Below are 22482 nucleotides of genomic sequence, written 5' to 3'. Positions count from 1 at the left end.
TCCACGCCTGGCGTGTGGCGCGGGGGCCCTGTCGTGCCGGTGGGCCGCGCGGAAGAGCCGCCTACCGGCAGCCCGGTTTGGGGAGCGGGCCGGGTATGGCGTAGGCTTGCCTGCGGCGCACTTTGGTGTGCCGAGTTCCCGCGTGCCCGCGCCGCCGGTGTCACGGCTCCCGGCGAGACGCCGTGGGAACGACCGCCGACGGTGTGACAACCGGCAGCGGTGGAACAGACGCCAGCAGCCTCAACGACAGGGAGTCCGCCTCCGATGTACGCGATCGTCAAGACCGGCGGCAAGCAGTACAAGGTCGCCGAGGGCGACGTGATCGAGGTCGAGAAGCTCGCCGGTGCCCCCGGCGACGCGGTGAAGCTCACCGCGGTGCTCCTCGTCGACGGTGACGACCTGGTGACCGACGCGGCGAAGCTCGCCAAGGTCGCGGTGTCCGGCGAGATCGCCGCGCACACCAAGGGCCCGAAGATCCGGATCCACAAGTTCAAGAACAAGACCGGCTACCACAAGCGCCAGGGTCACCGCCAGCCGCTGACCCAGGTCAAGGTGACCGGCATCTCCAGCGGGAAGTAGGTCGTCCTCCAATGGCTCACAAAAAGGGTGCGTCCAGCTCGCGTAACGGCCGTGACTCCGCGGCCCAGCGGCTCGGCGTGAAGCGCTTCGGTGGTCAGGTCGTCAGCGCGGGTGAGATCCTCATCCGTCAGCGTGGCACCAAGTTCCACCCCGGTGACCTGGTCGGCCGTGGCGGCGACGACACGCTGTTCGCGCTGGCCGCCGGCTCGGTTCAGTTCGGCACCAAGCGCGGTCGCAAGACCGTCAGCATCGTGCCGCAGCAGTAGTTTTCTGGCCAAGCGGGCCGCGGACCTCTGGTCCCGGCCCGCTTCGCCTTTTCACGCGCGGGGCGGACCCCGCTGGAAGGATTGGCGTCGTGACGACGTTCGTTGACCGGGTCGTCCTGCACATGCAGGCCGGCGACGGCGGGCACGGCTGTGTCTCGATCCACCGGGAGAAGTTCAAGCCGTTCGGCGGGCCGGACGGCGGCAACGGCGGCCACGGCGGCAGCGTGTCCCTGGTGGTCGACGCGCAGGTCACCACGCTGCTCGACTTCCACTTCCGGCCCCACCTGAAGGCCGAGAACGGCAAGGGCGGGGCCGGCTCGAACCGGGACGGCGCGAACGGCCGCGACCTGGTCATCAAGGTGCCCAACGGCACCGTGGTGCAGAGCCTCGACGGCGAGGTCCTGGCCGACATGGTCGGCGTGGGCACCACGTTCGAGGCGGCCCGGGGCGGCCGGGGCGGACGCGGCAACGCCTCGCTGGCGAACGCCCGCCGCAAGGCACCCGGCTTCGCCGAGCTGGGTGAGCCCGGCGACCGGCTGGACGTGGTGCTGGAGCTCAAGAGCGTCGCCGACGTGGGCCTGGTCGGCTTCCCGTCGGCCGGCAAGTCGTCGCTGATCTCGGTGATCTCCGCGGCCAAGCCGAAGATCGCCGACTACCCGTTCACCACGCTGGTGCCGAACCTGGGCGTGGTCCGGGTGGACAACCACACCTTCACCGTCGCCGACGTACCGGGCCTGATCCCGGGCGCGGCCAGCGGCAAGGGCCTGGGCCTGGAGTTCCTCCGCCACGTCGAGCGCTGCGCCGTGCTGGTGCACGTGGTCGACACCGCGACGCTGGAGCCCGGCCGCGACCCGCTCGCCGACATCGACGCCATCGAGTCGGAGCTGTCCCAGTACGGCGGGCTCGCCGACCGGCCCCGGCTGGTCGCGCTCAACAAGGTCGACGTGCCCGACGGCAAGGACCTCGCCGACATCGTCCGCCCCGACCTGGAGGCCCGTGGCCTGCGCGTCTTCGACGTCTCCACCGCCACCCGCGAGGGCCTGCGCGAGCTGACGTACGCGATGGCGGAGCTGGTCGAGCAGGGCCGTCGGGCCGCCCCGCCGGCCGAGCCGACCCGGATCGTGATCCGCCCGAAGGCGGTCGACGACGCCGGCTTCACCATCGAGGCCGAGCCGGACGGCTCGTACACGGTGCGCGGCAGCCGGCCGGAGCGCTGGGTGAAGCAGACCAACTTCGACAACGACGAGGCGGTGGGTTACCTGGCCGACCGGCTGGCCCGCCTCGGCGTCGAGGAGAAGCTCGCCAAGGCCGGCGCGCAGGCCGGTGACCTGGTGCGCATCGGCGAACGGGAGTTCGACTGGCAACCAACGCTCTACGCCGGTGTCGACTTCGTACCCGGTAACCGGGGCACCGACGTGCGGCTGGAGGAGAAGTCGAACCGACCGTCGGCGTCCGACCGGCTGGCGGCCCGCAAGGCCCGCCGGGTCCGCCCGGAGGACGAGATCGAGGCCGCGGCCGCGGCGGAAGCGGACGTCGAGTAGCCGTCTGCGGGACGGTGGCGGGAAACCTGCGCGAAATCCGGCGGATCTAGCGTACGGGCATGTTGATCGAGTCCCGTCCCGCCACCGACCCGGAGATCGCCGCGCTCGTCGTCGCCCAGCAGCGTGAGCTGCGCGCCGCGGACGGCGGGCTGGACGGGCAGGTGACGGTCGTGCACACCGACATCCACTACCTGGCCGCCGTGGTGGGCGGCCGGGCGGTCGGCTGCGGTGGGCTCCAGGCGCTCGACGCCGACACCGGTGAGCTGAAGCGGATGTACGTGCGACCGGCGTTCCGGGGGCGGGGCATCGCCCGGCAGTTGCTCGTCGCGCTGGAGGAACTGGCGTTCCGGGCGGGGCACCGCACGGTGTGCCTGGAGACGGGCACCTACCTGCCGGCCGCGATCTCGCTCTACCGGTCCAGCGGCTACGAGCCGATCCCGGTGTACGGCGAGTACATGGACAACCCGTACAGCGTCTGCTTCGCCAAGCGGCTGCCGGTGGCGGCCTGACGCTCGAACACCATCGCCGGACCTCTCGGCCCGCTCGCGCCTGCTCAAGGGCGGTCGAACGGGGCCTCCACCCGGGTGCCGGTGCCGAGGTTGTTGTTGAGCAGCAGGCCGGCCGCGAGCATGCCGAAACCGAGGAACAGGTGCAGCCAGTTGTCGGCGTCGTTCACCGGCACGAAGTTCGCCGAGGCATCCCGGTCGATGGCGAAGCCGTACAGCCACAGCACCAGGTAGAGCGCGCCGCCGCCGGCCAGGAACACCCGCGCCCCGGCCAGCCGCCGCGCCATGACCAGACCGACCAGGCCGAACAGCAGGTGCACCAGGTTGTGCAGCACCGACACCTGGAATACCCCGAGCAGCTTCGCCTCGGAGTGGTGCCCGGCGAACGTCATCTCGCCGTAGTGCGTGGTGATGCCGGGTACGAAACCGAGTACGCCGATCAGCGCGAAGACGGCTGCCGCCGCGAGGGCGACCTTCTGCACCGTAGGCCGGGCGGGCGCGTGTTCGCGCACGTCACGTGCCATCCCTGTCACCCCCGTGGACTCGCCGCCGCCCGGGCGGGCAGGCATTCCATTCTCTGACCGGAGCGGGTCGCTCCCGCAGAGAAATCACGAATCAGGCATGGACCGGTCGACCGGGGGTAGGGCGATTGTCATGCGGAAACAAATCCGCGTACCCCCCGAGAACACCCGCTGGGAAACACACGAGCGGAAGGGACATCATGACTCAGGATCTTTCCCCGACTTCTGCCACGTACCAGTCGACGAACGGCGGCGGCGTGCGTGACCAGGCCCGCCAGGTGGGCTCCGACGCCGCGAGCGCCGGTGGCGCCGTGGCGCAGACCGCCAAGGAGCAGGGTCGGGAGGTGGTGGGCGAGGCCAAGCGACAGGCCCGCGACCTCTACGGCGAGACCCGCAGCCAGGTCACCGCCCAGGCCGGTCAGCAGCAGCAGCGCGCCGCCAGCGGCCTGCGGTCGCTCGCCGACGAGATGCGCACCATGGCGCAGCAGGGTGGCGGCTCCGGCCCGGTCACCGAGCTGGCACACCAGGCGGCCGAGCGGGTGCACGGCGTGGCCGGCTGGCTGGAGCAGCGCGAGCCGGGCGACCTGCTCAACGAGGTGAAGAACTACGCCCGCCGCAACCCCGGCACGTTCCTCGTCGGCGCCGCGCTGCTCGGCGTGGTCGCCGGGCGGCTCACCCGCAACATCACCGCGCTCGGCGACGACAACAGCGGCGCGCGGCCGGCGTACGACCCGGACCGCACGGCCGTCATCCCGACCGCGCGTGAGGTGCCGGACCAGGTGCCGCCGGGCGGCTACCTCGACCCGACGCCGGGCAGCTACGCCGAGCCGGACCCGGGCTACTCCGCGCCGGGCGCGACCTACCCGACCGGCGGCGCCCCGAACACCTGGGCCGACCCGGCGGGTGGCACCGGTCAGCCGCTGCCGCCGCCGGAGCGCACCGACCCGCTGCCGGGCGTCCCGTCCACCGGCGCTCCCCGCCCGTGACCGGCCGTACCGGCAGAAGGGAGGCGACGGCATGACCGTACCCACGCAGGACCCCGGCTATCAGGCGGCGGGCGCCCCGCCCCACGCCGACGAGGTGCGCGGCAGCTCGCTCGGCGACCTGATGCGCCAGGTCACCACGGACCTGTCCACGCTGATGCGGCAGGAGGTCGAACTGGCGAAGGCGGAGATCCGCCAGGAGGGCAAGAAGGCGGGCAAGGCCGCCGGCCTGTTCGGCGGCGCCGGTTTCGGCGGCTACATGGTGGCGCTCTTCGTCTCGATCGCGATCTGGCAGTTCCTCGACAACGTCATGGACTCCGGGCTGGCCGCGCTGATCGTGGCCGTCGTCTGGGCCGCTGTCGCGGCGGTCCTGTACTCGATGGGCAAGAAGAACGCCGAGCGGATCCGCGGCCTGAAGCAGACGAACGACAGCGTGCAGCGCATCCCCGACGCGCTCAAGCCGCACCCGGAGGGAGTCATCCGATGAGCACTGATCCCGAGCAGATCCGCCGCGAGATCGAAGCCACCCGCAACAACCTCAGCTCGGACGTGGACGCCCTGGCGTACAAGGTCAGCCCGGGCCGCATCGTCGACGACCGCAAGCAGCGCGTGCGCAGCGCGCTGACGAACGTGAAGGACAAGGTGATGGGAACCGCATCGGACCTCGGCCACGGCACCGGCCACGCCGCCCACTCGGTGGGCGACCACGCCTCCTCGATGGCCTCCACGGTGGGCGACAAGGCGCACTCGGCCGCCGCCACGGTGGGCGACGCCGCCCACCGGGCGCCGCAGGTGGTGCGGCGCAAGTCCGAGGGCAACCCGATCGCCGCCGGCGTGATCGCCTTCGGCGTCGGCATGCTGGTCTCCTCGCTGATCCCCGCCACCCGCCGCGAGCAGCAGGTCGCCGCGCAGGTCAAGGAGAAGGCCGCCGAGCACGGCGGCGTGGTCAAGGAGAAGCTGGGCGAGGTCGCCGGTGAGCTGAAGGAGGAGCTGCGCGAGCCCGCGCAGCACGCCGCCGAGTCGGTGAAGGCCACCGCGCAGGACGCCGCGTACGCGGTCAAGGACGACGGCCGCGCCGCGGCGCAGGACGTGCGGCACAGCGCCGAGCAGGCGCGGTCCTCCTGAAGGCCCGCGCTCTCGGTTAGGAAGGGCCCCTTCTTATCGCCTCGCGATAAGAAGGGGCCCTTCCTTTCACCTCAGCGGGCATCGACCCGGTCTGCACCCAGAGCACCAGCTCGTCCGGGCGGTGCCGGGTCGTCCGCCGCCGCAGCGCACGTGTGGAGTTGGCCGCCACCCGCAGCCGGGCGCCCGCGTAGGGCACCCCGCCGCGCAGCCGCCGGCCCACCGCCAGCCACGCGCACAGCCCGCGTTCCAGCGCCCAGAGCGGCGCGGCCAGGCTGGTGTGCGCCGGGAACACCGCCGCGCCGCCGGCCCGTCGCCGGCCCAGCTCCGCCACCGCGACAACCGCCAGCCCGGCCCGCAGCAGCAGCCCGGGCCGGCGGGTGGCGAGCGCGGCCGCCGTCGCGGGCAGCACCGCCAGCGCGGCGAGCAGCCACGCCGGCCGGGCCGTCTCGTCGTACGCCTGGCGGACGCGCTGCCCGAGGAAGTGCGCCGCGGAGGGCGGGAGCCGCCGCACGTACAGCCACGCCGGGGTGGCGGTGCTGCCGCCGTACGCGCGCACGGTCCGGACCAGCTCCAGGTTCTCGAAGAGCACGTCCGGGTCGTAGCCGCCCATCGCCAGGAACGTGCCCCGCCGCACCCCGAGGGTGCCGGGCCAGTCCCCGCCGAACGCGCGGGCGAGTAGCGTCCGGCCGGTGTCCCACCAGGCGTGCCACGGCAGCGGGTCGAAGTGGTTCTGCGGGCGGACCAGGTCGACCCCGTCCAGCAGCTGGTGCACGGCGCGCAGGGCCGGCAGGTCGTACCGGACGTCGCCGTCGGCGATCACCACGTGCTCGTGCCGGGCCAGCGCGACGCCGGTGAGCACGCCGAGCACCTTGCCGTTGCGTCCGCGCAGCGCCGGGTCCGGCGGCACGTGCCGTACCAGCCCGTCCCAGGCGGCGGCGTGCCGCGCGAACAGCTCCGGCGGCGAGGCGTCGACCACCACCACGTCGACCCACCGGCTCAGCTCCCGCAGGTACCCGGTCAGCTCGTCCAGGCCGCCGTCGTCGTGGACGCGCAGCGGCAGGACGTACGCCATCGGCAGCCGGACCGGCGCGGACGCGTCGCGCGGCTGCGCGGCGGTCGGTCGGGTCATGTCGTCTCCCCTCGTGCCGGGTGACGCGACTTGCCCGGAATGCGGCTGCTGAAACCGTTTCGGGCGGGCTGTGTCGGGTAGCGCACCCGGATACGGGACGGTCCGAGTCGGGAGGAGACGTGATGCCCAGCAACGCGACGAGATGGGCGCTGGCCGGCGCTGCCGCGGTGACCGCGCTCGGAGTCACCCGGACGGTGGCCCGGCGACGGCACCGGCACCAGCCCGACCGCGAGGACGGCTGGTACGTGGTGCGCCGCGGCATCACCGTGGACCGGCCGGTCGACGCGGTGATCGGGTTCTGGACCGACCGGGAACGGCTCGATCGAGGGCTGGCCGAGTGGGCCACGCTGGAGCAGCTCGACGCGAACCGGTGGCGCTGCGTGGCGGCCGACCCGGCCGGCGGCGGCACCGAGTGGCGGGCCGAGATCACCGTCGACGGCCCGGGCCGGTTGAGCTGGCGGGTCACCGACGGGCCGGTGGCCCAGCGCGGCCGGGGCGAGCTGGTGACCGCGCCGCAGGATCGGGGCACCGAGATCCGGGCCGAGCTGCGCTGGCGCTCCGGGCCGATCCGGCGCGCGGTCGGGCTGGTCGGTGGCACCGACCCGGACCTGGGGCTGCGCACCGCGCTGCGCCGGATCAAGTCGCTGATCGAGACCGGGCACGTGCTGGACACCCGGCACGACCCGTCCGGGCGCAGCCCGCGTCAGGAGCGGGCGACGGACAAGGTACGCGAGAAGCTGATGGTGGGAGGACGGCCGTGAGGGCGTTGTGCTGGGAGGGCGTAGGGAAGCTGGCCGTACGGGACGTGCCGGAGCCGACCATCAGGTCCGGCGGCGACATCATCGTCAAGGTGCGCGCGAGCAGCGTCTGCGGCTCCGACCTGCATCTGATCAACGGCTACCTGCCGGCGATGCGCGAGGGGGACATCCTCGGCCACGAGTTCATGGGTGAGGTGGTCGAGACCGGCCCCGACGTGCGGCGCATCTCCGTCGGTGACCGGGTGGTGGTCGGCTCGGTGGTGGCCTGCGGCTCGTGCTGGTACTGCCGCACCGAGCAGTTCTCGCTCTGCGACAACTCCAACCCGCAGCCGGTCTTCACCGAGAAGCTGTGGGGCCACTCGCCGGCCGGCATCCTCGGCTACTCGCACGCGGCCGGCGGCTACTCCGGCAGCCACGCCGAGTACATCCGGGTGCCGTTCGGCGACGTCGGCGCGTTCACCGTGCCGGACGGGGTGCCGGACGACTCGGTCGTGTTCGCCTCCGACGCCATGCCGACCGGCTGGATGGCCGCCGACTTCTGCAACCTCAAGGGCGGCGAGGTGGTGGCCGTCTGGGGCGCCGGCGGCGTCGGCCAGATGGCGGCCCGGTCCGCGCAGATCCTCGGCGCCGAGCGGGTGGTGGTCATCGACCGGCTGCCGGAACGGCTCGCCACCGCGTCGCAGCGCCTCGGCGTCGAGACGATCAACTACGCCGAGACCGACGTGCTGGAGGCGCTGCGGGAGATGACCGCCGGGCGCGGCCCGGACGCCTGCATCGAGGCCGTCGGCATGGAGTCGCACGACGTCGGCCCGGCGTATGCGTACGACAAGGCCAAGCAGACGGTACGCGCGCAGACCGACCGCCCCACTTCGGTCCGGCAGGCGATCATGGCGGCTCGCAAGGGCGGCACGGTGAGCATCGTCGGCGTGTACGGCGGCCTGGTGGACAAGTTCCCGCTCGGCGCGGCCATGAACAAGGCCCTGGTGCTGCGGATGGGGCAGATGCACGCCCAGCGCTACATCCCGATGCTGCTGGACCGGGTCGCGGCCGGCGAGATCGACCCCGGCTACCTGGCCACCCACCCGATGTCGCTGGAGCAGGGCGCCCGGGGGTACGAGATATTCGAGAAGAAGGAGGACGGCTGCCTGCGTACGGTGCTGCACCCGCAGGCCGCCTGACCGCCCGACGAGGGGGCGCCCGTTCAGCGCAGCGGGCGCACCCCGCCGGCCCGATGTGCCCCGTCGACCGGGCGTACGCCGTCGAGCACCAGCCCGCTGGGCGGCAACGCCGGCATGGCGCCCAGGTCGAGCGCCAGGTCCTGCGGCGGTACGCGGTAGTCCATCGCGCCGGTCAGGTTCGTCACGGCCCGCTTCATCAGCTCGATGGTGATCCACTCGCCGGCGCAGCGGTGGCCGGTGAAGTGGTCGCCGCCGCCCTGCGGGACCAGGCCGAACGGGTCGTCGCGCCAGCCGGTGAAGCGCTCGGGGCGGAACTGCTCCGGCTCCGGCCAGATGTCCGGGTGGTGATTGGTGCCGTACAGGTCGAGCAGCACCCGCCGGCCCTGCGGGAACGTGTACCCCCGCCACTGGAACGAGCGGCGCACCCGGGCCGCGGCGACCGGGAAGAACGGGTAGTAGCGGCGTACCTCCTGCACGAACCGCTCGGTCGCGGCGTCGTCGCCGGGCAGCCGGTCCCGCCAGTGCGGGTGGTCGTGCAGCGCCAGCGCGGCGAAGACCACGTACCGGTCCACCGCGACGGTGGGGCGCAGCACGTTGAGCAGTTCCACTGCGGCGATCCGGCGGGGCAGCGGCAGTCCCCGCTCGTCCCGGTGCCCGGCCACGACCGCCAGCGCGCTGCCCTCCGGGGCGGGCACCGCGCCCGCGCGTACCCGTTCGATCAGGTCGCCGGCCCATCGTTGCGCGCGGTAGCGGCCGAGCCGGCCGCGCCAGTGCCGGGGGCCCAGCGCGGCCGGCGCCTCGATCATCGCGTGCATCTCGGCGGTGCGGCGCGGCACGTCGGCCTCGGCCAGCGGCACCCCGGCCCAGGCCCAGACCGTACGGGTCAGGATCTCGCCCACCTCGTCGTAGAGCACCACCGGGCCGTTGCGGGCCCAGACCGGGATCCGGGCCTGCCACTGTTCGTCGAAGATCTCCCCGAGGCGGCGGATCGCGGCCGGCGTCATGATCGACATGAACATCGCCTTGCGGACCCGGTGCGTCTGTCCGTCGAGGCCCTGCACGCCGCCGACACCGGTGAGCGTGCGTTGCCCGCGCATCGGCATGGCGCCCCGCCGCACGAACCGCTCATCGTCGTGGAACAGCTCGGCGGCCTCCCGGCCGCGCAGGCAGATCGTCGGCTCCAGCAGCAGCCGGGTCTGGAACACGTCGGTGCCGAGGCGGTCGCAGCGGGAGCCGACGAAGCGGTAGCCCTCCCGGATGAAGGCGAGTGTGCTGTCCGGGCTCCGGTCGCTCGGCATGGTGCTCATGTCGGCTGCTCCTGACGCGGTTCGGCGGCGCTGCCTACCTACCCCGGGCGACGCCGCCGAACCCTTCATCTCAGCAGCTCGGGCCGCACGCGGGAGGGGCCAGCCGGTCGGGCGGACGCTGGCCCCTCCCCGGCGGCGGAAAAGCTGGTTCCCTCGAGGCACGCGGACCGGCGGCTACCGGTCCGGCGCCCGCCGGCGTGGTGTCCGGCGGCGGTCACCGGCGACGGGGGAGGGCACTGATGCGTGACGACAGCGCGGCACGGCGGCACCGCGAGGCGTGGGCCGGGCTGCGCGGGGACGGCCGCGACGGTCCGCTGATCGGCGGGCCCCGGCGCGCCGGGGCCCGCCCACCGCGGTACTTCACCGTGCACCTGGGCTTCGCCGCCACCGATCCCGCCGTCGCGCGGGAGCAGGCGGTGGCGTACGCCGAAGCGCTCGGCCTGCTCCGCCCGGAGCTGGCGCTCGGCGCGGCGGCCCTGTCCCCGGCGGACGCCTGGCACCGGGCCGAGCGGCTGTTCTGCGACGCGGTCGGGCCCGACGGCGAGCGCTGCGCCGACGTGTCCGGGCACCCGGGCTTCCACCACGCGCCCGGTCCGGGCGGCCTCGGCTGGGGCGACGGTGACTGAGGTGCGCTCAGTCCAGGTCGAACTCGCCGTCCTGGGCGCCGGCGACGAACGCGTCCCACTCGGCCTGGGTGAAGACCAGCACGGGCCCGTCCGGCTCGGCGGAGTTGCGCATACCGATCAGGTCGTCGACGAATGCCACCTCGACCGCTCCCTCGGAGGTGTCGCCCTCTGCCCGCTGCCAAACCGCCCGGGAGAGGTCGAAATCGCCCTTGGGGTGCTGACCCATCGCTGCTCCTCCATCGCCATGCGTAACGAGGCGGCCCGAGCGGACCACATCGGGCAGGATAAGCGGATGCCGAGCCTCACCCGTGCAGAGGCGACCGCGCGCCGCGCGTCGATCACCGTCGAGTCCTACGATGTGGACCTCGACCTGACCGGCGACGCCGAGCGGTTCCGCTCCGCCGTCACCATCCGGTTCCGGGCCACCCCCGGCGCCGAGACCTTCGTCGACGTCAAGCCGCGCCGACTCCTCGCCGCCCGCCTCAACGACAGCGACCTCGACCCGGCCCTGCTGGCGGACGGCCGGCTGCCGCTGACCGGCCTGGCCGCCGACAACACGCTCACCGTCGAGGCCGAGATGGCCTACTCCAACACCGGCGAAGGGCTGCACCGGTTCGTCGACCCGGCCGACGGCGAGACCTACCTGTATGCGATGTCCTTCCTGGACGACGGGCCGCGGATCTTCGCCGCGTTCGACCAGCCCGACCTGAAGGCGCCGGTGACGCTGACCGTCACCGCGCCACCGGAGTGGACGGTGGCCGCCAACGGGCCGCTCGCCGACCGGCCCGCACCCGGCCGCTGGGAGTTCGCCACCACCGAGCCGCTCGCGACCTACTTCGTCTCGCTGATCGCCGGGCCGTGGCACGTGCTGCGCGCCGAGCACGACGGCATCCCGCTCGGCCTCTACTGCCGGCGCTCGCTCGCCGAGCACCTGGATGCCGACGCCGACGAGATCTTCACAGTCACCCGCCAGTGCTTCGACCGCTTCCACGAGCTGTTCGCCGAACGCTATCCGTTCGGCAAGTACGACCAGGCGTTCGTGCCCGAGTTCAACGCCGGCGCGATGGAGAACCCGGGCCTGGTCACGATCCGCGACGACTACGTCTTCCGCTCGGCGGTGACCGACACCCAGCGGGAGCTGCGCGCCACCACGATCGCCCACGAGATGGCACACATGTGGTTCGGCGACCTGGTCACCATGAGCTGGTGGGACGACCTGTGGCTCAACGAGTCCTTCGCCGAATACCTGGGCACCCGGGTCACCGCCGAGGCGACCCGGTTCGACCGGGCGTGGACCACGTTCGCGAGCCGTCGCAAGGCCTGGGGCTACACCGCCGACCAGCGCCCCTCCACCCATCCGGTGGCGCCGGAGGAGGTGGCAGACGCCGCCCGGGCGCTGCTGAACTTCGACGGCATCTCGTACGCCAAGGGCGCCAGCGTGCTGCGCCAGCTCGTCGCCTGGCTCGGTGACGAGGCGTTCCTGGCCGGGCTGAACGCGCACTTCGCCGCGCACCGCTTCGGCAACGCGACGCTCGCCGACCTGCTGGCCGCCCTGGGTACGGCGAGTGGCCGCGACCTGGACGGCTGGGCGGAACGCTGGCTGCGCCGCGCGCAGGTGAACACGCTGCGGGTCGACACCGCCGTGGACGCCGACGGGCGGTGGACCGACGTGGCGATCGTGCAGACCGCCCCGGCGAGCCACCCGGTGCTGCGGCCGCACCGTATCGGCGTGGCCCACCACACCGCCGACGGCCCGGCGTACCGGTTCGACGTCGACCTCGACCCCGACGCCGACGGCGGCCGGACGCCGCTGCCCGAGCTGGTCGGACGGCCCGCCACCGGGCTCGTGCTGCCGAACGCCGGTGACCTGACGTTCGCCAAGATCCGCCTCGACCCGGCCTCGGCGGACGCGGTGCCGACGCTGCTGCCGGGGCTCGACGATCCGCTGGCCCGGGCGCTGCTCTGGGGCGAGGCGCTGGATGCGGTCACCGACGGGGAACGGCCGGCCGGCGCGCTGGCCGCGCTGATCGCGGCGGCGCTGCCCGCCGAGACCGAGGTGACGATCGTCGAGGACGTGCTGCTGCTCAGTCGCCGGCTGATCGACCGCTACCTCGACCCGCTCGGCCGGGACGCGGCGCTGCTGCGGGTGGCGACCGCCTGCGCGGCGTTGCTCGACTCGGCCCCCGCGGGCGGTTCCCTGCAACTGGCGGCGGCGCGGGGCCTGATCGCCGCCACCACCGACACCGCGATGCTCGCCGGCTGGCTGGCCGGTAAGGACGTGCCGTCGGGGCTGGCCGTGGACACCGACCTGCGCTGGGCGGTGCTGCGCCGGCTGGTGGTGCTCGGCGCGGCCGGTACGCCGCAGATCGACGCCGAGGCCGACGCCGACCGCAGCGCCACCGGCGCCGAGCAGGCCGCCGCGTGCCGGGCCGCGCTGCCCGACGCCGACGCGAAGCGGGCCGCCTGGGAGATCGTCACCCGCAGCACCGAGCTGTCCAACCGCCTGGTCGAGGCGACCGCCGAGGGCTTCTGGCAGCCCGAGCAGGCCGAGCTGACCGCCGGGTACGTGCAGCGCTACTTCACCGACATGCCGGCGGCGGCGCGTCTGCGTACCGCGTGGGTGGCCGACGCGGTCACGGTGGCCGCCTACCCCCGCTACGCCGTGGCGCAGCCCACCCGGGAGATGGCCGCGGCGCTGCTGGCCCGCGACGACCTGACGCCGGGCCTGCGGCGGTGGGTGACCGACCTGGACGACGACATGCGCCGGGCGCTCGTGGCCCGGACGGCGGTGGCCGCCGCGTCGGCCTGAGCTGGGAGCGCGCCGGGTGGGGGACCGCCCGGCGCGCTCGACGGCGGACCCCGCCCGGGGCCGCCGGGCGGGCGGCCTACGATCGCTGGGTGGAGGAAGACATCCGGCGGGTCGGCATCATGGGCGGCACGTTCGACCCGATCCACCACGGGCACCTGGTGGCGGCGAGCGAGGTGGCCGACCGGTTCGGTCTGGACGAGGTGGTCTTCGTGCCCACCGGACAGCCGTGGCAGAAGGCGGAGGAAGCGGTCACCCCGGCCGAGGACCGTTATCTGATGACGGTGATCGCCACCGCCTCCAACCCGCGCTTCCAGGTGAGCCGGGTCGACATCGACCGCGGCGGCCCCACCTACACCGTCGACACGCTGCGCGACCTGCACGCCGAGTACGGCGCGAAGGCGCAGCTGTTCTTCATCACCGGCGCGGACGCGCTGGAGCGCATCCTCTCCTGGAAGGATCTGGACGAGGCGCTCGAACTGGCCCACTTCATCGGCGTGACCCGGCCCGGCTTCGAACTGACCGACAAGCACCTGCCGGCCGACTCGGTGAGCCTCGTGCAGGTGCCCGCGATGGCGATCTCCTCGACCGACTGCCGTGCGCGGGTCGCCCGGGGCGAACCGGTGTGGTACCTGGTGCCCGACGGTGTGGTGCAGTACATCGCGAAACGGCGTCTCTATCAGCGGTGATTCCGCGCTTTATGTCCGCGTTTATGCCTGAAATCGACCAGAACTGACAAGTCGCCGCACCGCCGGGTGTGAGAGGCTTGGAGGGTCGCACGGTTGATCGAAGGAGAACGGTGACAGTTTCCGAGCGCGCGCACGAGCTGGCGATGGCCGCCGCCCAGGCCGCGGCCGACAAGAAGGCACAGGACATCGTCATCATCGACGTGGGCGACCAGCTCGCGATCACCGACGCGTTCCTGCTGGCCGCCGCTCCGAACGAGCGTCAGGTGCTCGCCATCGTCGACGCCATCGAGGAGCGCCTGCTGGAGCTGCCGGAGAAGGCCAAGCCGGTGCGCCGCGAAGGCGAGCGCGGCGGCCGCTGGGTGCTGCTCGACTACGTCGACATCGTGGTCCACGTCCAGCACACCGAGGAGCGCGAGTTCTACGCGCTCGACCGGCTCTGGAAGGACTGCCCGCAGATCCCGTTCACCGATCGCGACCTGGCCGACTCGGCCGCCGGCAGCGCCACCGCCGAATGACCCGACTGATCATCTGGCGGCACGGCAACACCGACTGGAACGCCGCGAGCCGCGTCCAGGGCCAGACCGACGTGCCCCTCAACGACCTCGGCCGCGAGCAGGCCCACGCCGCCGCCCCGGTACTCGCCGCGCTGCGCCCCGACGCGATCGTCGCCAGCGACCTGCGCCGGGCCGCCGACACCGCCGCCGCGCTCGCGGCGCTGACCGGGCTGCCGGTCCGCACCGACGTGCGGCTGCGGGAACGGCACTTCGGCCAGTGGCAGGGCCTCACCCTGACCGAGGTGGCCGAGCGGTTCCCCGACGAGTACGCCCGCTGGCGGGCCGGCGACCCGGACCCGGGCGCCGGCCTCGAACCCCTGGGTGACCTGGGTGCCCGGCTCGGCGCCGGGTTCCAGGACGCGGCCGACCTCGCCGTCGGCGGCACGGTCGTGGTGACCACCCACGGCGGCGGCGCCCGGCAGGGCGTCGGGCATCTGCTCGGCTGGGACCACACGGTGCTGCGCAGCCTCGGCTCGCTGGCGAACTGCCACTGGACCGAACTGCGCCACAACGGCGTCCGGGGCTGGCACCTGCGGGCACACAACGTCGGTCTGGTCACCCGGGCGGCGCTCACCGACGCGGTCTGACACCTCCGGCCCCGGCGCGTCACAGCGCCATCGGCTAGCGTGCCGGTCATGCCCGTCGCGGTCGTCACCGACTCCACCGCCTACCTGCCCTCCGACCTGGCCCGCGCACGCGGGCTCACCGTCGTCCCGCTCACAGTCGTCCTCAACGGCGCGGAAGGGCTGGAGGGCGTCGAGACCTCCCCGGCCGACGCCACCCGCGCGCTGAGCGGCCGGCGGGTCTCGGTGAGCACGTCCCGGCCCGCGCCCGAACAGTTCGCGCAGGTCTACCGCACGCTGCTCGCCGAGAGCGCCGACGGCGTGGTGTCGGTGCACCTGTCCGCGGAACTGTCCGGCACCGTCGAGGCCGCCCGGCTCGCCGCCGCCGAGGTCGGCGACGACCGCGTCACCGTCGTCGACAGCCGATCCACAGGCATGGGCCTCGGCTTCCCGGCGCTCGCCGCCGCCGCGGCCGCCGCGGCGGGCGCCGACCTGACCGGGGTACGCGACGCGGCGCTGGACGCGGTCGCCCGCACCACCATCTACTTCTACGTCGACACGCTGGAGTTCCTGCGCCGGGGCGGCCGGATCAACGCGGCCGAGGCGCTGCTCGGCACCGCGCTCTCGGTAAAGCCGATCATGCACATGCCGGATGGCGCGATCGTGGTGAAGGACAAGGTCCGTACCGCCAGCCGGGGAGTCGCGCGGCTGGTCGACCTCGCCGTCGAGGCGGCAGACGACGCCCAGGTCGACGTCGCGGTGCACCACCTCGCCGCGCCGCAGCGGGCCGAGCAGTTGCTGACGGCGCTGACCGAGCGGCTGGGCGACCGGCTGCACGACACGTACGTCACCGAGGCCGGAGCGGTGGTCGCCGCCCACGCCGGGCCGGGGCTGGCGTGCGTGGTGGTCCACCGCCGTACACCCTAGGGTGGCCGGATGAACCTCCGGTCGTATGTCGTCACCGGCGTCGGACGCGCCATCGTCGAACGGCTGGCCACCGACGGCGGCATCGTGGTCGTGGTCGAACGGGACACGAGCGCACTGGACTGGCTGGCCCGGCATCCGCTCGCCGACCGGCTGCACGCCGTGACCGGGGACGCCGGCGACGAGGCGGTCACCGGCCGGGCCGCCGACCGCGCCGAGGCGTACGCGCCGCTGGCCGGCTGGGTCAACAACGCCGCCGTCTTCCGCGACGCCGACCTGCACCGCGCGCCCGCGAGCGAGGTGGTCGACCTGATCACGCTCAACCTGCGGCCCGCCGTGGCCGGGGCCGGCACCGCCGTACGCCGGTTCCTGGCCGCCCGGACCGGCGGCGCGATCGTCAACGTCTCGTCCCACCAGGCCCGCCGGGCGGTGCCGGGCGCGCTGCCGTACGCCACCGCCAAGGCCGCGCTGGAAGGGCTGACCCGGGCGCTCGCCGTCGACTACGGCCGCCACGGGATCCGCGCCAACGCGGTGGCGCTCGGCTCCGTCCACACCGAACGGCACGCCGCCTACCTGGCCGGACTCGACCCGGCCGAGGTCGCGCACGTCGACGCGGAGATGGCCCGGCTGCACCCGCTCGGCCGGATCGGGCGTACCGACGAGGTGGCCGAGGTGGTCGCGTTCCTGCTCTCCGAACGCGCCTCGTTCGTCAACGGCGCGGTCGTGCCGGTCGACGGGGGACGGGCCGCGCTCGGCCTGGACCCGGAGGCGCGCTGACCGTAGTTTTCGGCCACCTAGCACGGCCAGGGCTTGATCGGGTGTGTGTCCACAGTCCCTTGGTTGTCCACAGGTGAGCGTTCATCGGCCGATGCGGGACGAGCTGTCGCCGTAGCGTCCCGAGCCGTGCCAGACGACGAGGAGACGACGGTACGGCGGCGGCTCGCCCGGCTGTTCGGGCCTGGGCCCGGCGAGGCCGAGCCGGGTCTCGGGCTGCGTCCCGGCTTCCCGGAGCGCGACGGCGGGCGGGAACCCTCGTCCGGGGCGAACCCCTGGTCCGCCGAGCCGGACGCCGACGACGGCCCGTCCCACGATGCTCCGGTGGCCGCGCGCGGCCTGGCGTCCCGGCTGCCCGGACCCGGGGCGTTCGATCCCGGCCGCCGGGGTGTGCGGGCGCTCGCGGCGGTGGCGGCAGTGGTGGTCGTGGTGGCCGCCGTCTGGGCCTGGCGCTCGCGTCCGAGCACCGAACCCGTGCCGCCGGTGACGGCGTCCTCCGAGGCGCCTGTGGGCGCGGCGACCGAGGCGGTCACCGGGGTGCCCGCGTCAGCCGGCGCACCGGGTCAGGTGGTCGTCGCGGTGGCCGGGAAGGTCCGCCGCCCCGGCCTGGTCCGGCTGCCGGCCGGCGCCCGGCTGGCCGACGCCGTCGAAGCGGCAGGCGGCGCGCTGCCCGGCGTCGACGTCGCGCTGCTCAACCCCGCCCGCAAGGTCACCGACGGTGAACTGATCCTGGTCGGCGTGACCGCCCCACCGCCACCGGGCGGGCCCGCCGCGGCGGGCGCAGGCGGTGCGCCGGGCGGACCGGCGGCGCCGGCCGGACCGGTCAACCTGAACACCGCGACGCTTGCCCAGCTCGACGCGCTACCCGGCGTCGGCCCGGTGCTCGCCCAGCGGATCCTCGACCACCGCGACCAGCACGGCGGCTTCCGGTCCGTGTCCGACCTGCGGCAGGTCGACGGCATCGGCGACGCCCGGTACGAGCAGCTCAAGGAACTGGTGACGGTGTGACCGGCCGGCGTGCCGCTGCCTCGCCCGTCCTCGACGGTGACCCTGCGCCTGTCCGCGACGTGCCCGACCTGCGGCTGGCCGGGTTGGCGGTGGCCGCGTGGCTCGCCGCGCTGGCCGGGCTGCACCTCACCGTCCGCGCGACCGTGTGGACGGCCGCCGTCGCCGCCGCGCTCGCCCTCCTGGCGGCCCTGCGCCGCTGCGGTGTGCTCGGTCGACCGGGCGAGCCGGCCCGCCGCTACGGCTGGATCGCGGTCGCCGTGCTGCTCGGCGTGGTCTGCGGGGCGGCCGCCACCGGCGCCCGGCTCGCGATCCGCGACGCCACGGCGGTACGAGCGCTGGTCGCCGAAGGCGCAGTGGTCACCGCCGACCTCGTGCTGCGCGACGATCCCCGCCCGGTACGCGGTGCCCCCGGCCGGCCACCGATGCTCCTGGTCCGCGTCGACCTGGTCCGCCTCACCGGAGGCGACGGCGCGCGGGTCACCGGCCCGGTACGCGCCCTGGTGCTGGCCACCGACCCGGCCTGGCGGCCGCTGCTGCCGGGTCAGCGGGTCACCACCCAGGGGCGGCTGTCCGCCCCGCGCGGCGGTGACCTGACCGCCGCCGTGCTCTCCGCCGCCGATCCGCCCACGCTGCGCGGCAGCGCGTCCTGGCCGCAACGGGCGGCCGGGGTGCTGCGATCAGGGCTCCAGCGCGCCTGTGCGCCGCTGCCGGACGCGCCGGGCGGGCTGCTGCCCGGCCTCGTGGTGGGGGACACCAGCCGGCTGCTGCCCGAGGTGGAGGAGGACTTCCGGGCCACCGGGATGACGCACCTCAACGCGGTGTCCGGCTCCAACGTGGCGATAGTGGTCGGCGCGGTGCTGCTGCTGGCCCGCTGGGCGCGCGCCGGTCCGCGTACCGCCGCCACGCTGTGTGTGCTCGCCCTGGTCGGGTTCGTCATCCTGGTACGGCCCTCGCCGAGCGTGGTGCGCGCCGCCGCGATGGGTGCGATCGGGCTCGCCGCGCTGGCCGCCGGGCGGTCCCGGTCGGCGCTGCCCGCGCTCGCCGCGGCGGTCACCGGGCTGATCCTGTACGACCCGGACCTCGCGGGCGACCCGGGGTTCGCGTTGTCGGTCTGCGCCACCGGAGGACTGCTGCTGCTCGCGCCGGGATGGCGGGACGCGCTGCGCCGCCGGGGCGTACCGCCCGGGCTGGCCGAGGCGCTGGCCGTGCCGGCCGCCGCGCAGCTCGCCTGCGGCCCGGTGATCGCCGGACTGTCCGCGACGGTGAGCCTGGTGGCGGTGCCGGCGAACCTGTTGGCGGTGCCGGCCGTCGCGCCCGCCACTGTGCTCGGTGTGCTGGCGGCAGTGCTGTCGCCGGTGTGGCCGGGCGGCGCGGAGTTCCTGGCCTGGCTGGCGAGTTGGCCGGCGCGCTGGCTGGTGGCGGTGGCCGCGCACGGGGCGGACCTGCCGGCCGGGAACCTGCCCTGGGTGGGCGGGGTGGCCGGGGCCCTGCTGCTGGCGGGGGTGAGCGTGGCGCTGCTGCTCGCCTTCCGCCGACGCCGGGCGCGGCGGCTGATCGCTGTCGTCGTGGCGGCGGTCGTACTCGGCGCGGTGCCGGTCCGGTTGCTTGCCTCCGGCTGGCCGCCGCGCGGCTGGGTGGTGGTGGCGTGCGCGGTGGGGCAGGGGGACGCCGTGGTGCTGCCGGTGGCGGCCGGCCGGGCCGTGGTGGTCGACGCCGGACCGGACCCGTCCGGCGTGGACGCCTGCCTGCGCCGCCTGCGCGTACGTGAGGTGTCGCTGCTGGTGGTCAGTCACTTCCACGTCGACCACGTCGGCGGCGTGGCCGGGGTGTTCCGGGGCCGGCGGGTGGGCGCGGTGGTGGGTCCGTCCTGGTCCGAGCCGCCCTACGGCGCCGCCCAGGTACGCGAGGCGGCCCGCCGGGCCGGTGCGCCGCTCGCCGCCGCGCAGGCGGGCTGGCGCTGGCGGGCCGGAGCGGTGGACCTGGTCGCGGTGGGGCCGCCGTACCCGCTGCGGGGCAGCCGGTCCGACCCGAACAACAACTCACTCGTCCTGACCGCCACCGTGGCCGGGGTACGGGTCCTGCTCGCCGGTGACGCCGAGACGGAGGAGCAGCGGGCGATGCTGGAGACGATGCCGGCCGCCGCGATCCGGGCCGACGTGCTGAAGGTGGCCCACCACGGCTCGGCGTACCAGGATCCGCAGTTCCTCGCCGCGGTGCGCCCGGCGGTGGCGCTGGTGTGCGTGGGCGTCGACAACGACTACGGGCATCCCAACGCCGGGCTGCTGGACCGGCTGACCCGGGGCGGCGCGCGGGTGCTGCGTACCGACACCGGCGGTGACCTGGCCGCCGTGCGCGTCGGCACCGGCCTCGCCGTGGTGACGCGCGGCCCCGATCCGGTACGACAGCGGTGAGGTGGCGAATCTTGTTGGGATAGATGGTGGATCAAGTCAAATGTCTGGATTTGCGCTGAGTGCGGGCTGTGCCGTCACAGTCCTCGATGACCAGGTCCGATCGGGTCGGAGGGCGTGCGAGTATGGGCGACGTGACCCCCGCCGACCTGCCTCCTATTGTGCTCGTCCTCGGCGACGAGGAGCTGCTCGCCACGCGAGCGGTGACCGAAGCCGTCGCCCGGGCCCGCGAGGTGGACCCCGACGTGGACGTGCGGGAATACCAGGCCGGCACGCTCACCGTCGGCGAGATCGCCGAGATGCTCAGCCCGTCGCTGTTCGGCGGCCGCCGGGTGCTGGTGCTCCGCTCCGGTCAGGACGCCCGCAAGGACCTGTCCACCGCGCTACTGGCGTACGCGAAGAACCCCGACCCGGACGTGCAGCTCGTCGTGCTGCACCTGGGCGGGGCCAAGGGCAAGGCGTTCGCCGACGGGCTTCGGGCGGCCGGTGCCACGGTGGTGCCGGCGATGAAGCTCAAGGGCGACCGGGAACGGGCCGCCTTCGTGCGGGACGAGATCCGCCGTAACGGGGGCAAGTGCACGCCGGACGCGGCCGACGCCCTGGTCGCGGCGGTCGGCAACGACATGCGTGAGCTGGCCGCCGCCTGCTCGCAGCTGCTCGCCGACACGGACGGGCGGATCAGCGCGGACACGGTGGCCCGCTACTACCGGGGGCGGGCCGAGGTGACCGGCTTCACGGTGGCCGACGCGACGATGGTCGGCGACGTGCCCGGCGCGCTGGAGGCGCTGCGCTGGGCGCTGCACGTCGGCGTCGATCCGGTGCCGATCGCCGACGCGCTGGCCGACGGCGTACGAACCGTGGCCCGGGTCGCCGCCGCCGGGCGGGGAAGCCCGTTCCAGCTGGCCAAGACGCTGGGCATGCCGGCCTGGAAGATCGAGAAGGCTCAGGTGCGGGCCCGGGGCTGGACGCCCGAGGGCCTGGTCGAGGCGATGCGGGTGGCCGCCGAGTGCAATGCGGCGGTCAAGGGCGGCGCCGACGACCGGGCGTACGCGCTGGAGCGAGCCGTGTTCTCGGTGGCCGCGGCCCGGCAGGGCGGCGCCCGGTGACCCGATCGTGGTCGACTGTGGCCACGGACGAGGAGCGGTACCGCCCGCTCTACGCCCGGGTGCTGGGCCTGCGCTTCGTCAACCCGGGCGGGGTGCTCTGCTTCCTGTTCTTCGAGGGCGCGATGGCGCTCGCCGTGCTGCTCGCGCTCGCCGAACTGGTGAGCTGGTGGGCGGTGCTGGTGCTGCCGGTCGCAGTGGCCGCGATGGTCAAGCTCAACGACGTGGTCGCCGAGATGGTCGTCCGCACCGCGGCGCTGGTGCCCGAGCAGGAGCGGGACCGCTTCCGGCGGCAGATGGAGCCGGTGGTCGGCCGGGCCCGGGTGCCCGCGAGCGCCCGCGCGCTGCCGGGCGGCGCGGTCCGGAGCGTCCGGTCGTTGCCGGGCGGCACGCCAGCCGACTCCCGGGGCGTCCGCTACCACCACCCGCAACGCGCGACGTTCGACCGCCCGACCGAGCGCTAGCAGCGCCTCTTCCCCGCGCCGCGCCCCGCGCCTTCGCGCGGAGATCTTGGTACGGAACCGCCCCTCAGGGGGCAGCCCCTCAGGGGGCCGTTTCGTACCAAGATCTGCGGCGTGATCGGAGTGGGACAGCCGGAAGCCCCGTGGGCTCGATGGCCCCGGGGCTTCCGGTCGGGATCTGCGGTGCCGGTCAGGCAGAGAACGAGGCGACGCGCTTGGCGATCGCCGACTTCCGGTTGGCCGCCTGGTTGGCGTGGATGACACCCTTGCTGGCAGCCTTGTCCAGCTTCCGGGTGGCCTCACGCATCAGCACGGTGGCCTTCTCGGCGTCGCCCGCCTCGGCAGCCTCGTGGAACTTCCGGATGGCGGTCTTCAGCGACGACTTGACCGACTTGTTACGCAGCCGGCGCTTCTCGTTCTGCCGGTTGCGCTTGATCTGGGACTTGATGTTCGCCACGCGACAGCCTCGTCTTGATAGCTCGGGTTGGTCTGCTTCGCGCACGACGAGCATGCGTCATCGCCGCGCGAAAGGCCAGGCTACCAGGTCGGTCCCCGACGAGCCAAAACGCCTCCGGCCGGGGCCCACCTGCCACCGTCACCAGCATGCCGTCGCACCCAGCGATCACACCAGTCCGATCGGCGTTTCCAGGCTGGTCGAGCGGCGCGCCACTTC

General features: G+C 74.1%; 25 protein-coding genes. 20 read left to right on the top strand and 5 right to left on the bottom strand.

Annotated elements, in window-relative coordinates:
* Nucleotides 1–264: 264 nt before the first annotated feature.
* The 4 genes from rplU (at nt 265) to DQE82_RS12195 (ending at nt 2895) form a co-directional block, all read left to right on the top strand.
* Nucleotides 265–579 carry a 50S ribosomal protein L21 gene (rplU, locus tag DQE82_RS12210; protein ID WP_018787289.1) on the top strand — a complete coding sequence of 105 codons (315 nt, stop codon included), beginning with the start codon at nt 265–267 and terminating at the stop codon, nt 577–579.
* Nucleotides 580–590: 11 nt separating this feature from the next.
* The gene (rpmA, locus tag DQE82_RS12205) at nt 591–845 is read left to right on the top strand and encodes a 50S ribosomal protein L27 (RefSeq protein ID WP_013288010.1); all 255 of its coding nucleotides are present in this window, start codon (nt 591–593) and stop codon (nt 843–845) included.
* 89 nt (nt 846–934) lie between these two features.
* Nucleotides 935–2386, top strand: coding sequence for a GTPase ObgE (gene obgE / locus DQE82_RS12200; protein ID WP_043328970.1), 1452 nt, complete (start codon nt 935–937; stop codon nt 2384–2386).
* 59 nt (nt 2387–2445) lie between these two features.
* Nucleotides 2446–2895 (top strand): GNAT family N-acetyltransferase, encoded by a 450-nt coding sequence (locus DQE82_RS12195; RefSeq protein ID WP_113972695.1) that lies wholly within the window; start codon nt 2446–2448, stop codon nt 2893–2895.
* 44 nt (nt 2896–2939) lie between these two features.
* Here DQE82_RS12195 and DQE82_RS12190 read toward each other — a convergent pair whose 3' ends face one another.
* Nucleotides 2940–3404 carry a DUF4383 domain-containing protein gene (locus DQE82_RS12190; RefSeq protein ID WP_197494991.1) on the bottom strand — a complete coding sequence of 155 codons (465 nt, stop codon included), beginning with the start codon at nt 3402–3404 and terminating at the stop codon, nt 2940–2942.
* A gap of 209 nt (nt 3405–3613) precedes the next feature.
* Between DQE82_RS12190 and DQE82_RS12185 the strand changes: the two genes are divergently transcribed.
* From DQE82_RS12185 to DQE82_RS12175, 3 genes are read left to right on the top strand one after another with little or no spacing between them, the layout of a single operon-like run.
* Complete coding sequence (locus DQE82_RS12185) at nt 3614–4399, top strand: hypothetical protein (RefSeq protein WP_064448719.1); 786 nt, start codon at nt 3614–3616, stop codon at nt 4397–4399.
* 31 nt (nt 4400–4430) lie between these two features.
* A complete protein-coding gene (locus DQE82_RS12180; protein WP_064448735.1) occupies nt 4431–4883 on the top strand; it encodes a phage holin family protein in 453 nt (150 codons plus the stop codon).
* Nucleotides 4880–5521, top strand: a complete 642-nt coding sequence (locus DQE82_RS12175) for a DUF3618 domain-containing protein (RefSeq protein WP_113972694.1) — start codon at nt 4880–4882, stop codon at nt 5519–5521. The genes DQE82_RS12180 and DQE82_RS12175 overlap by 4 nt, the downstream gene beginning before the upstream one ends.
* Nucleotides 5522–5537: 16 nt before the next feature.
* Here the strand turns inward: DQE82_RS12175 and DQE82_RS12170 are convergent, their stop codons facing one another.
* Entirely contained in the window at nt 5538–6650 is a 1113-nt protein-coding gene (locus tag DQE82_RS12170; protein WP_113972693.1) for a glycosyltransferase family 2 protein, read from the bottom strand.
* A 122-nt stretch (nt 6651–6772) separates the two neighbouring features.
* Here DQE82_RS12170 and DQE82_RS12165 point away from each other — a divergent pair, with 122 nt between their 5' ends.
* Nucleotides 6773–7411, top strand: a complete 639-nt coding sequence (locus DQE82_RS12165) for a cyclase (RefSeq protein ID WP_113972692.1) — start codon at nt 6773–6775, stop codon at nt 7409–7411.
* A complete protein-coding gene (locus tag DQE82_RS12160; RefSeq protein ID WP_069087988.1) occupies nt 7408–8586 on the top strand; it encodes a zinc-dependent alcohol dehydrogenase in 1179 nt (392 codons plus the stop codon). The genes DQE82_RS12165 and DQE82_RS12160 overlap by 4 nt, the downstream gene beginning before the upstream one ends.
* A 23-nt stretch (nt 8587–8609) precedes the next feature.
* On the opposite strand, the gene DQE82_RS12155 is transcribed toward DQE82_RS12160, so the two are convergent.
* Nucleotides 8610–9893 carry a cytochrome P450 gene (locus DQE82_RS12155; RefSeq protein ID WP_113972691.1) on the bottom strand — a complete coding sequence of 428 codons (1284 nt, stop codon included), beginning with the start codon at nt 9891–9893 and terminating at the stop codon, nt 8610–8612.
* 239 nt (nt 9894–10132) lie between these two features.
* Between DQE82_RS12155 and DQE82_RS12150 the strand changes: the two genes are divergently transcribed.
* Nucleotides 10133–10519, top strand: coding sequence for a hypothetical protein (locus tag DQE82_RS12150; RefSeq protein WP_113972690.1), 387 nt, complete (start codon nt 10133–10135; stop codon nt 10517–10519).
* 7 nt (nt 10520–10526) lie between these two features.
* On the opposite strand, the gene DQE82_RS12145 is transcribed toward DQE82_RS12150, so the two are convergent.
* Entirely contained in the window at nt 10527–10745 is a 219-nt protein-coding gene (locus DQE82_RS12145) for a DUF397 domain-containing protein (protein ID WP_013287999.1), read from the bottom strand.
* A gap of 66 nt (nt 10746–10811) precedes the next feature.
* Between DQE82_RS12145 and pepN the strand changes: the two genes are divergently transcribed.
* From pepN to DQE82_RS12095, 10 genes are all read left to right on the top strand, one after another.
* Nucleotides 10812–13328, top strand: coding sequence for an aminopeptidase N (pepN, locus tag DQE82_RS12140; protein ID WP_113972689.1), 2517 nt, complete (start codon nt 10812–10814; stop codon nt 13326–13328).
* 89 nt (nt 13329–13417) lie between these two features.
* Complete coding sequence (nadD, locus tag DQE82_RS12135; protein WP_030503098.1) at nt 13418–14014, top strand: nicotinate-nucleotide adenylyltransferase; 597 nt, start codon at nt 13418–13420, stop codon at nt 14012–14014.
* Between the two features lie 110 nt (nt 14015–14124).
* Complete coding sequence (gene rsfS, locus DQE82_RS12130; RefSeq protein WP_043328985.1) at nt 14125–14529, top strand: ribosome silencing factor; 405 nt, start codon at nt 14125–14127, stop codon at nt 14527–14529.
* Nucleotides 14526–15155 carry a histidine phosphatase family protein gene (locus DQE82_RS12125; protein ID WP_069087984.1) on the top strand — a complete coding sequence of 210 codons (630 nt, stop codon included), beginning with the start codon at nt 14526–14528 and terminating at the stop codon, nt 15153–15155. Before rsfS ends, DQE82_RS12125 begins: the two co-directional genes overlap by 4 nt.
* A 48-nt stretch (nt 15156–15203) precedes the next feature.
* Nucleotides 15204–16058, top strand: coding sequence for a DegV family protein (locus DQE82_RS12120; RefSeq protein WP_113972688.1), 855 nt, complete (start codon nt 15204–15206; stop codon nt 16056–16058).
* A 9-nt stretch (nt 16059–16067) separates the two neighbouring features.
* Complete coding sequence (locus tag DQE82_RS12115) at nt 16068–16832, top strand: SDR family NAD(P)-dependent oxidoreductase (RefSeq protein WP_113972687.1); 765 nt, start codon at nt 16068–16070, stop codon at nt 16830–16832.
* Nucleotides 16833–16958: 126 nt separating this feature from the next.
* On the top strand, nt 16959–17837 hold the full coding sequence (locus tag DQE82_RS12110) for a ComEA family DNA-binding protein (RefSeq protein ID WP_113972686.1): 879 nt from the start codon (nt 16959–16961) through the stop codon (nt 17835–17837).
* The gene (locus DQE82_RS12105) at nt 17834–20248 is read left to right on the top strand and encodes a ComEC/Rec2 family competence protein (protein ID WP_370446790.1); all 2415 of its coding nucleotides are present in this window, start codon (nt 17834–17836) and stop codon (nt 20246–20248) included. The genes DQE82_RS12110 and DQE82_RS12105 overlap by 4 nt, the downstream gene beginning before the upstream one ends.
* Nucleotides 20249–20370: 122 nt before the next feature.
* Complete coding sequence (gene holA, locus DQE82_RS12100) at nt 20371–21351, top strand: DNA polymerase III subunit delta (RefSeq protein WP_043328991.1); 981 nt, start codon at nt 20371–20373, stop codon at nt 21349–21351.
* Entirely contained in the window at nt 21348–21812 is a 465-nt protein-coding gene (locus DQE82_RS12095) for a hypothetical protein (protein ID WP_113972685.1), read from the top strand. Before holA ends, DQE82_RS12095 begins: the two co-directional genes overlap by 4 nt.
* 187 nt (nt 21813–21999) lie before the next feature.
* Here DQE82_RS12095 and rpsT read toward each other — a convergent pair whose 3' ends face one another.
* Nucleotides 22000–22266, bottom strand: a complete 267-nt coding sequence (gene rpsT, locus DQE82_RS12090) for a 30S ribosomal protein S20 (RefSeq protein WP_030503107.1) — start codon at nt 22264–22266, stop codon at nt 22000–22002.
* Nucleotides 22267–22482 lie beyond the last annotated feature (216 nt).

Origin of the sequence: Micromonospora sp. LHW51205, assembly GCF_003315815.1 — a bacterium.
Classification (GTDB): Bacteria; Actinomycetota; Actinomycetes; order Mycobacteriales; family Micromonosporaceae; genus Micromonospora; species Micromonospora chalcea.
Note: the sequence above shows the minus strand (reverse complement) of the source record. Positions and strands in the feature narration are given on the sequence as shown.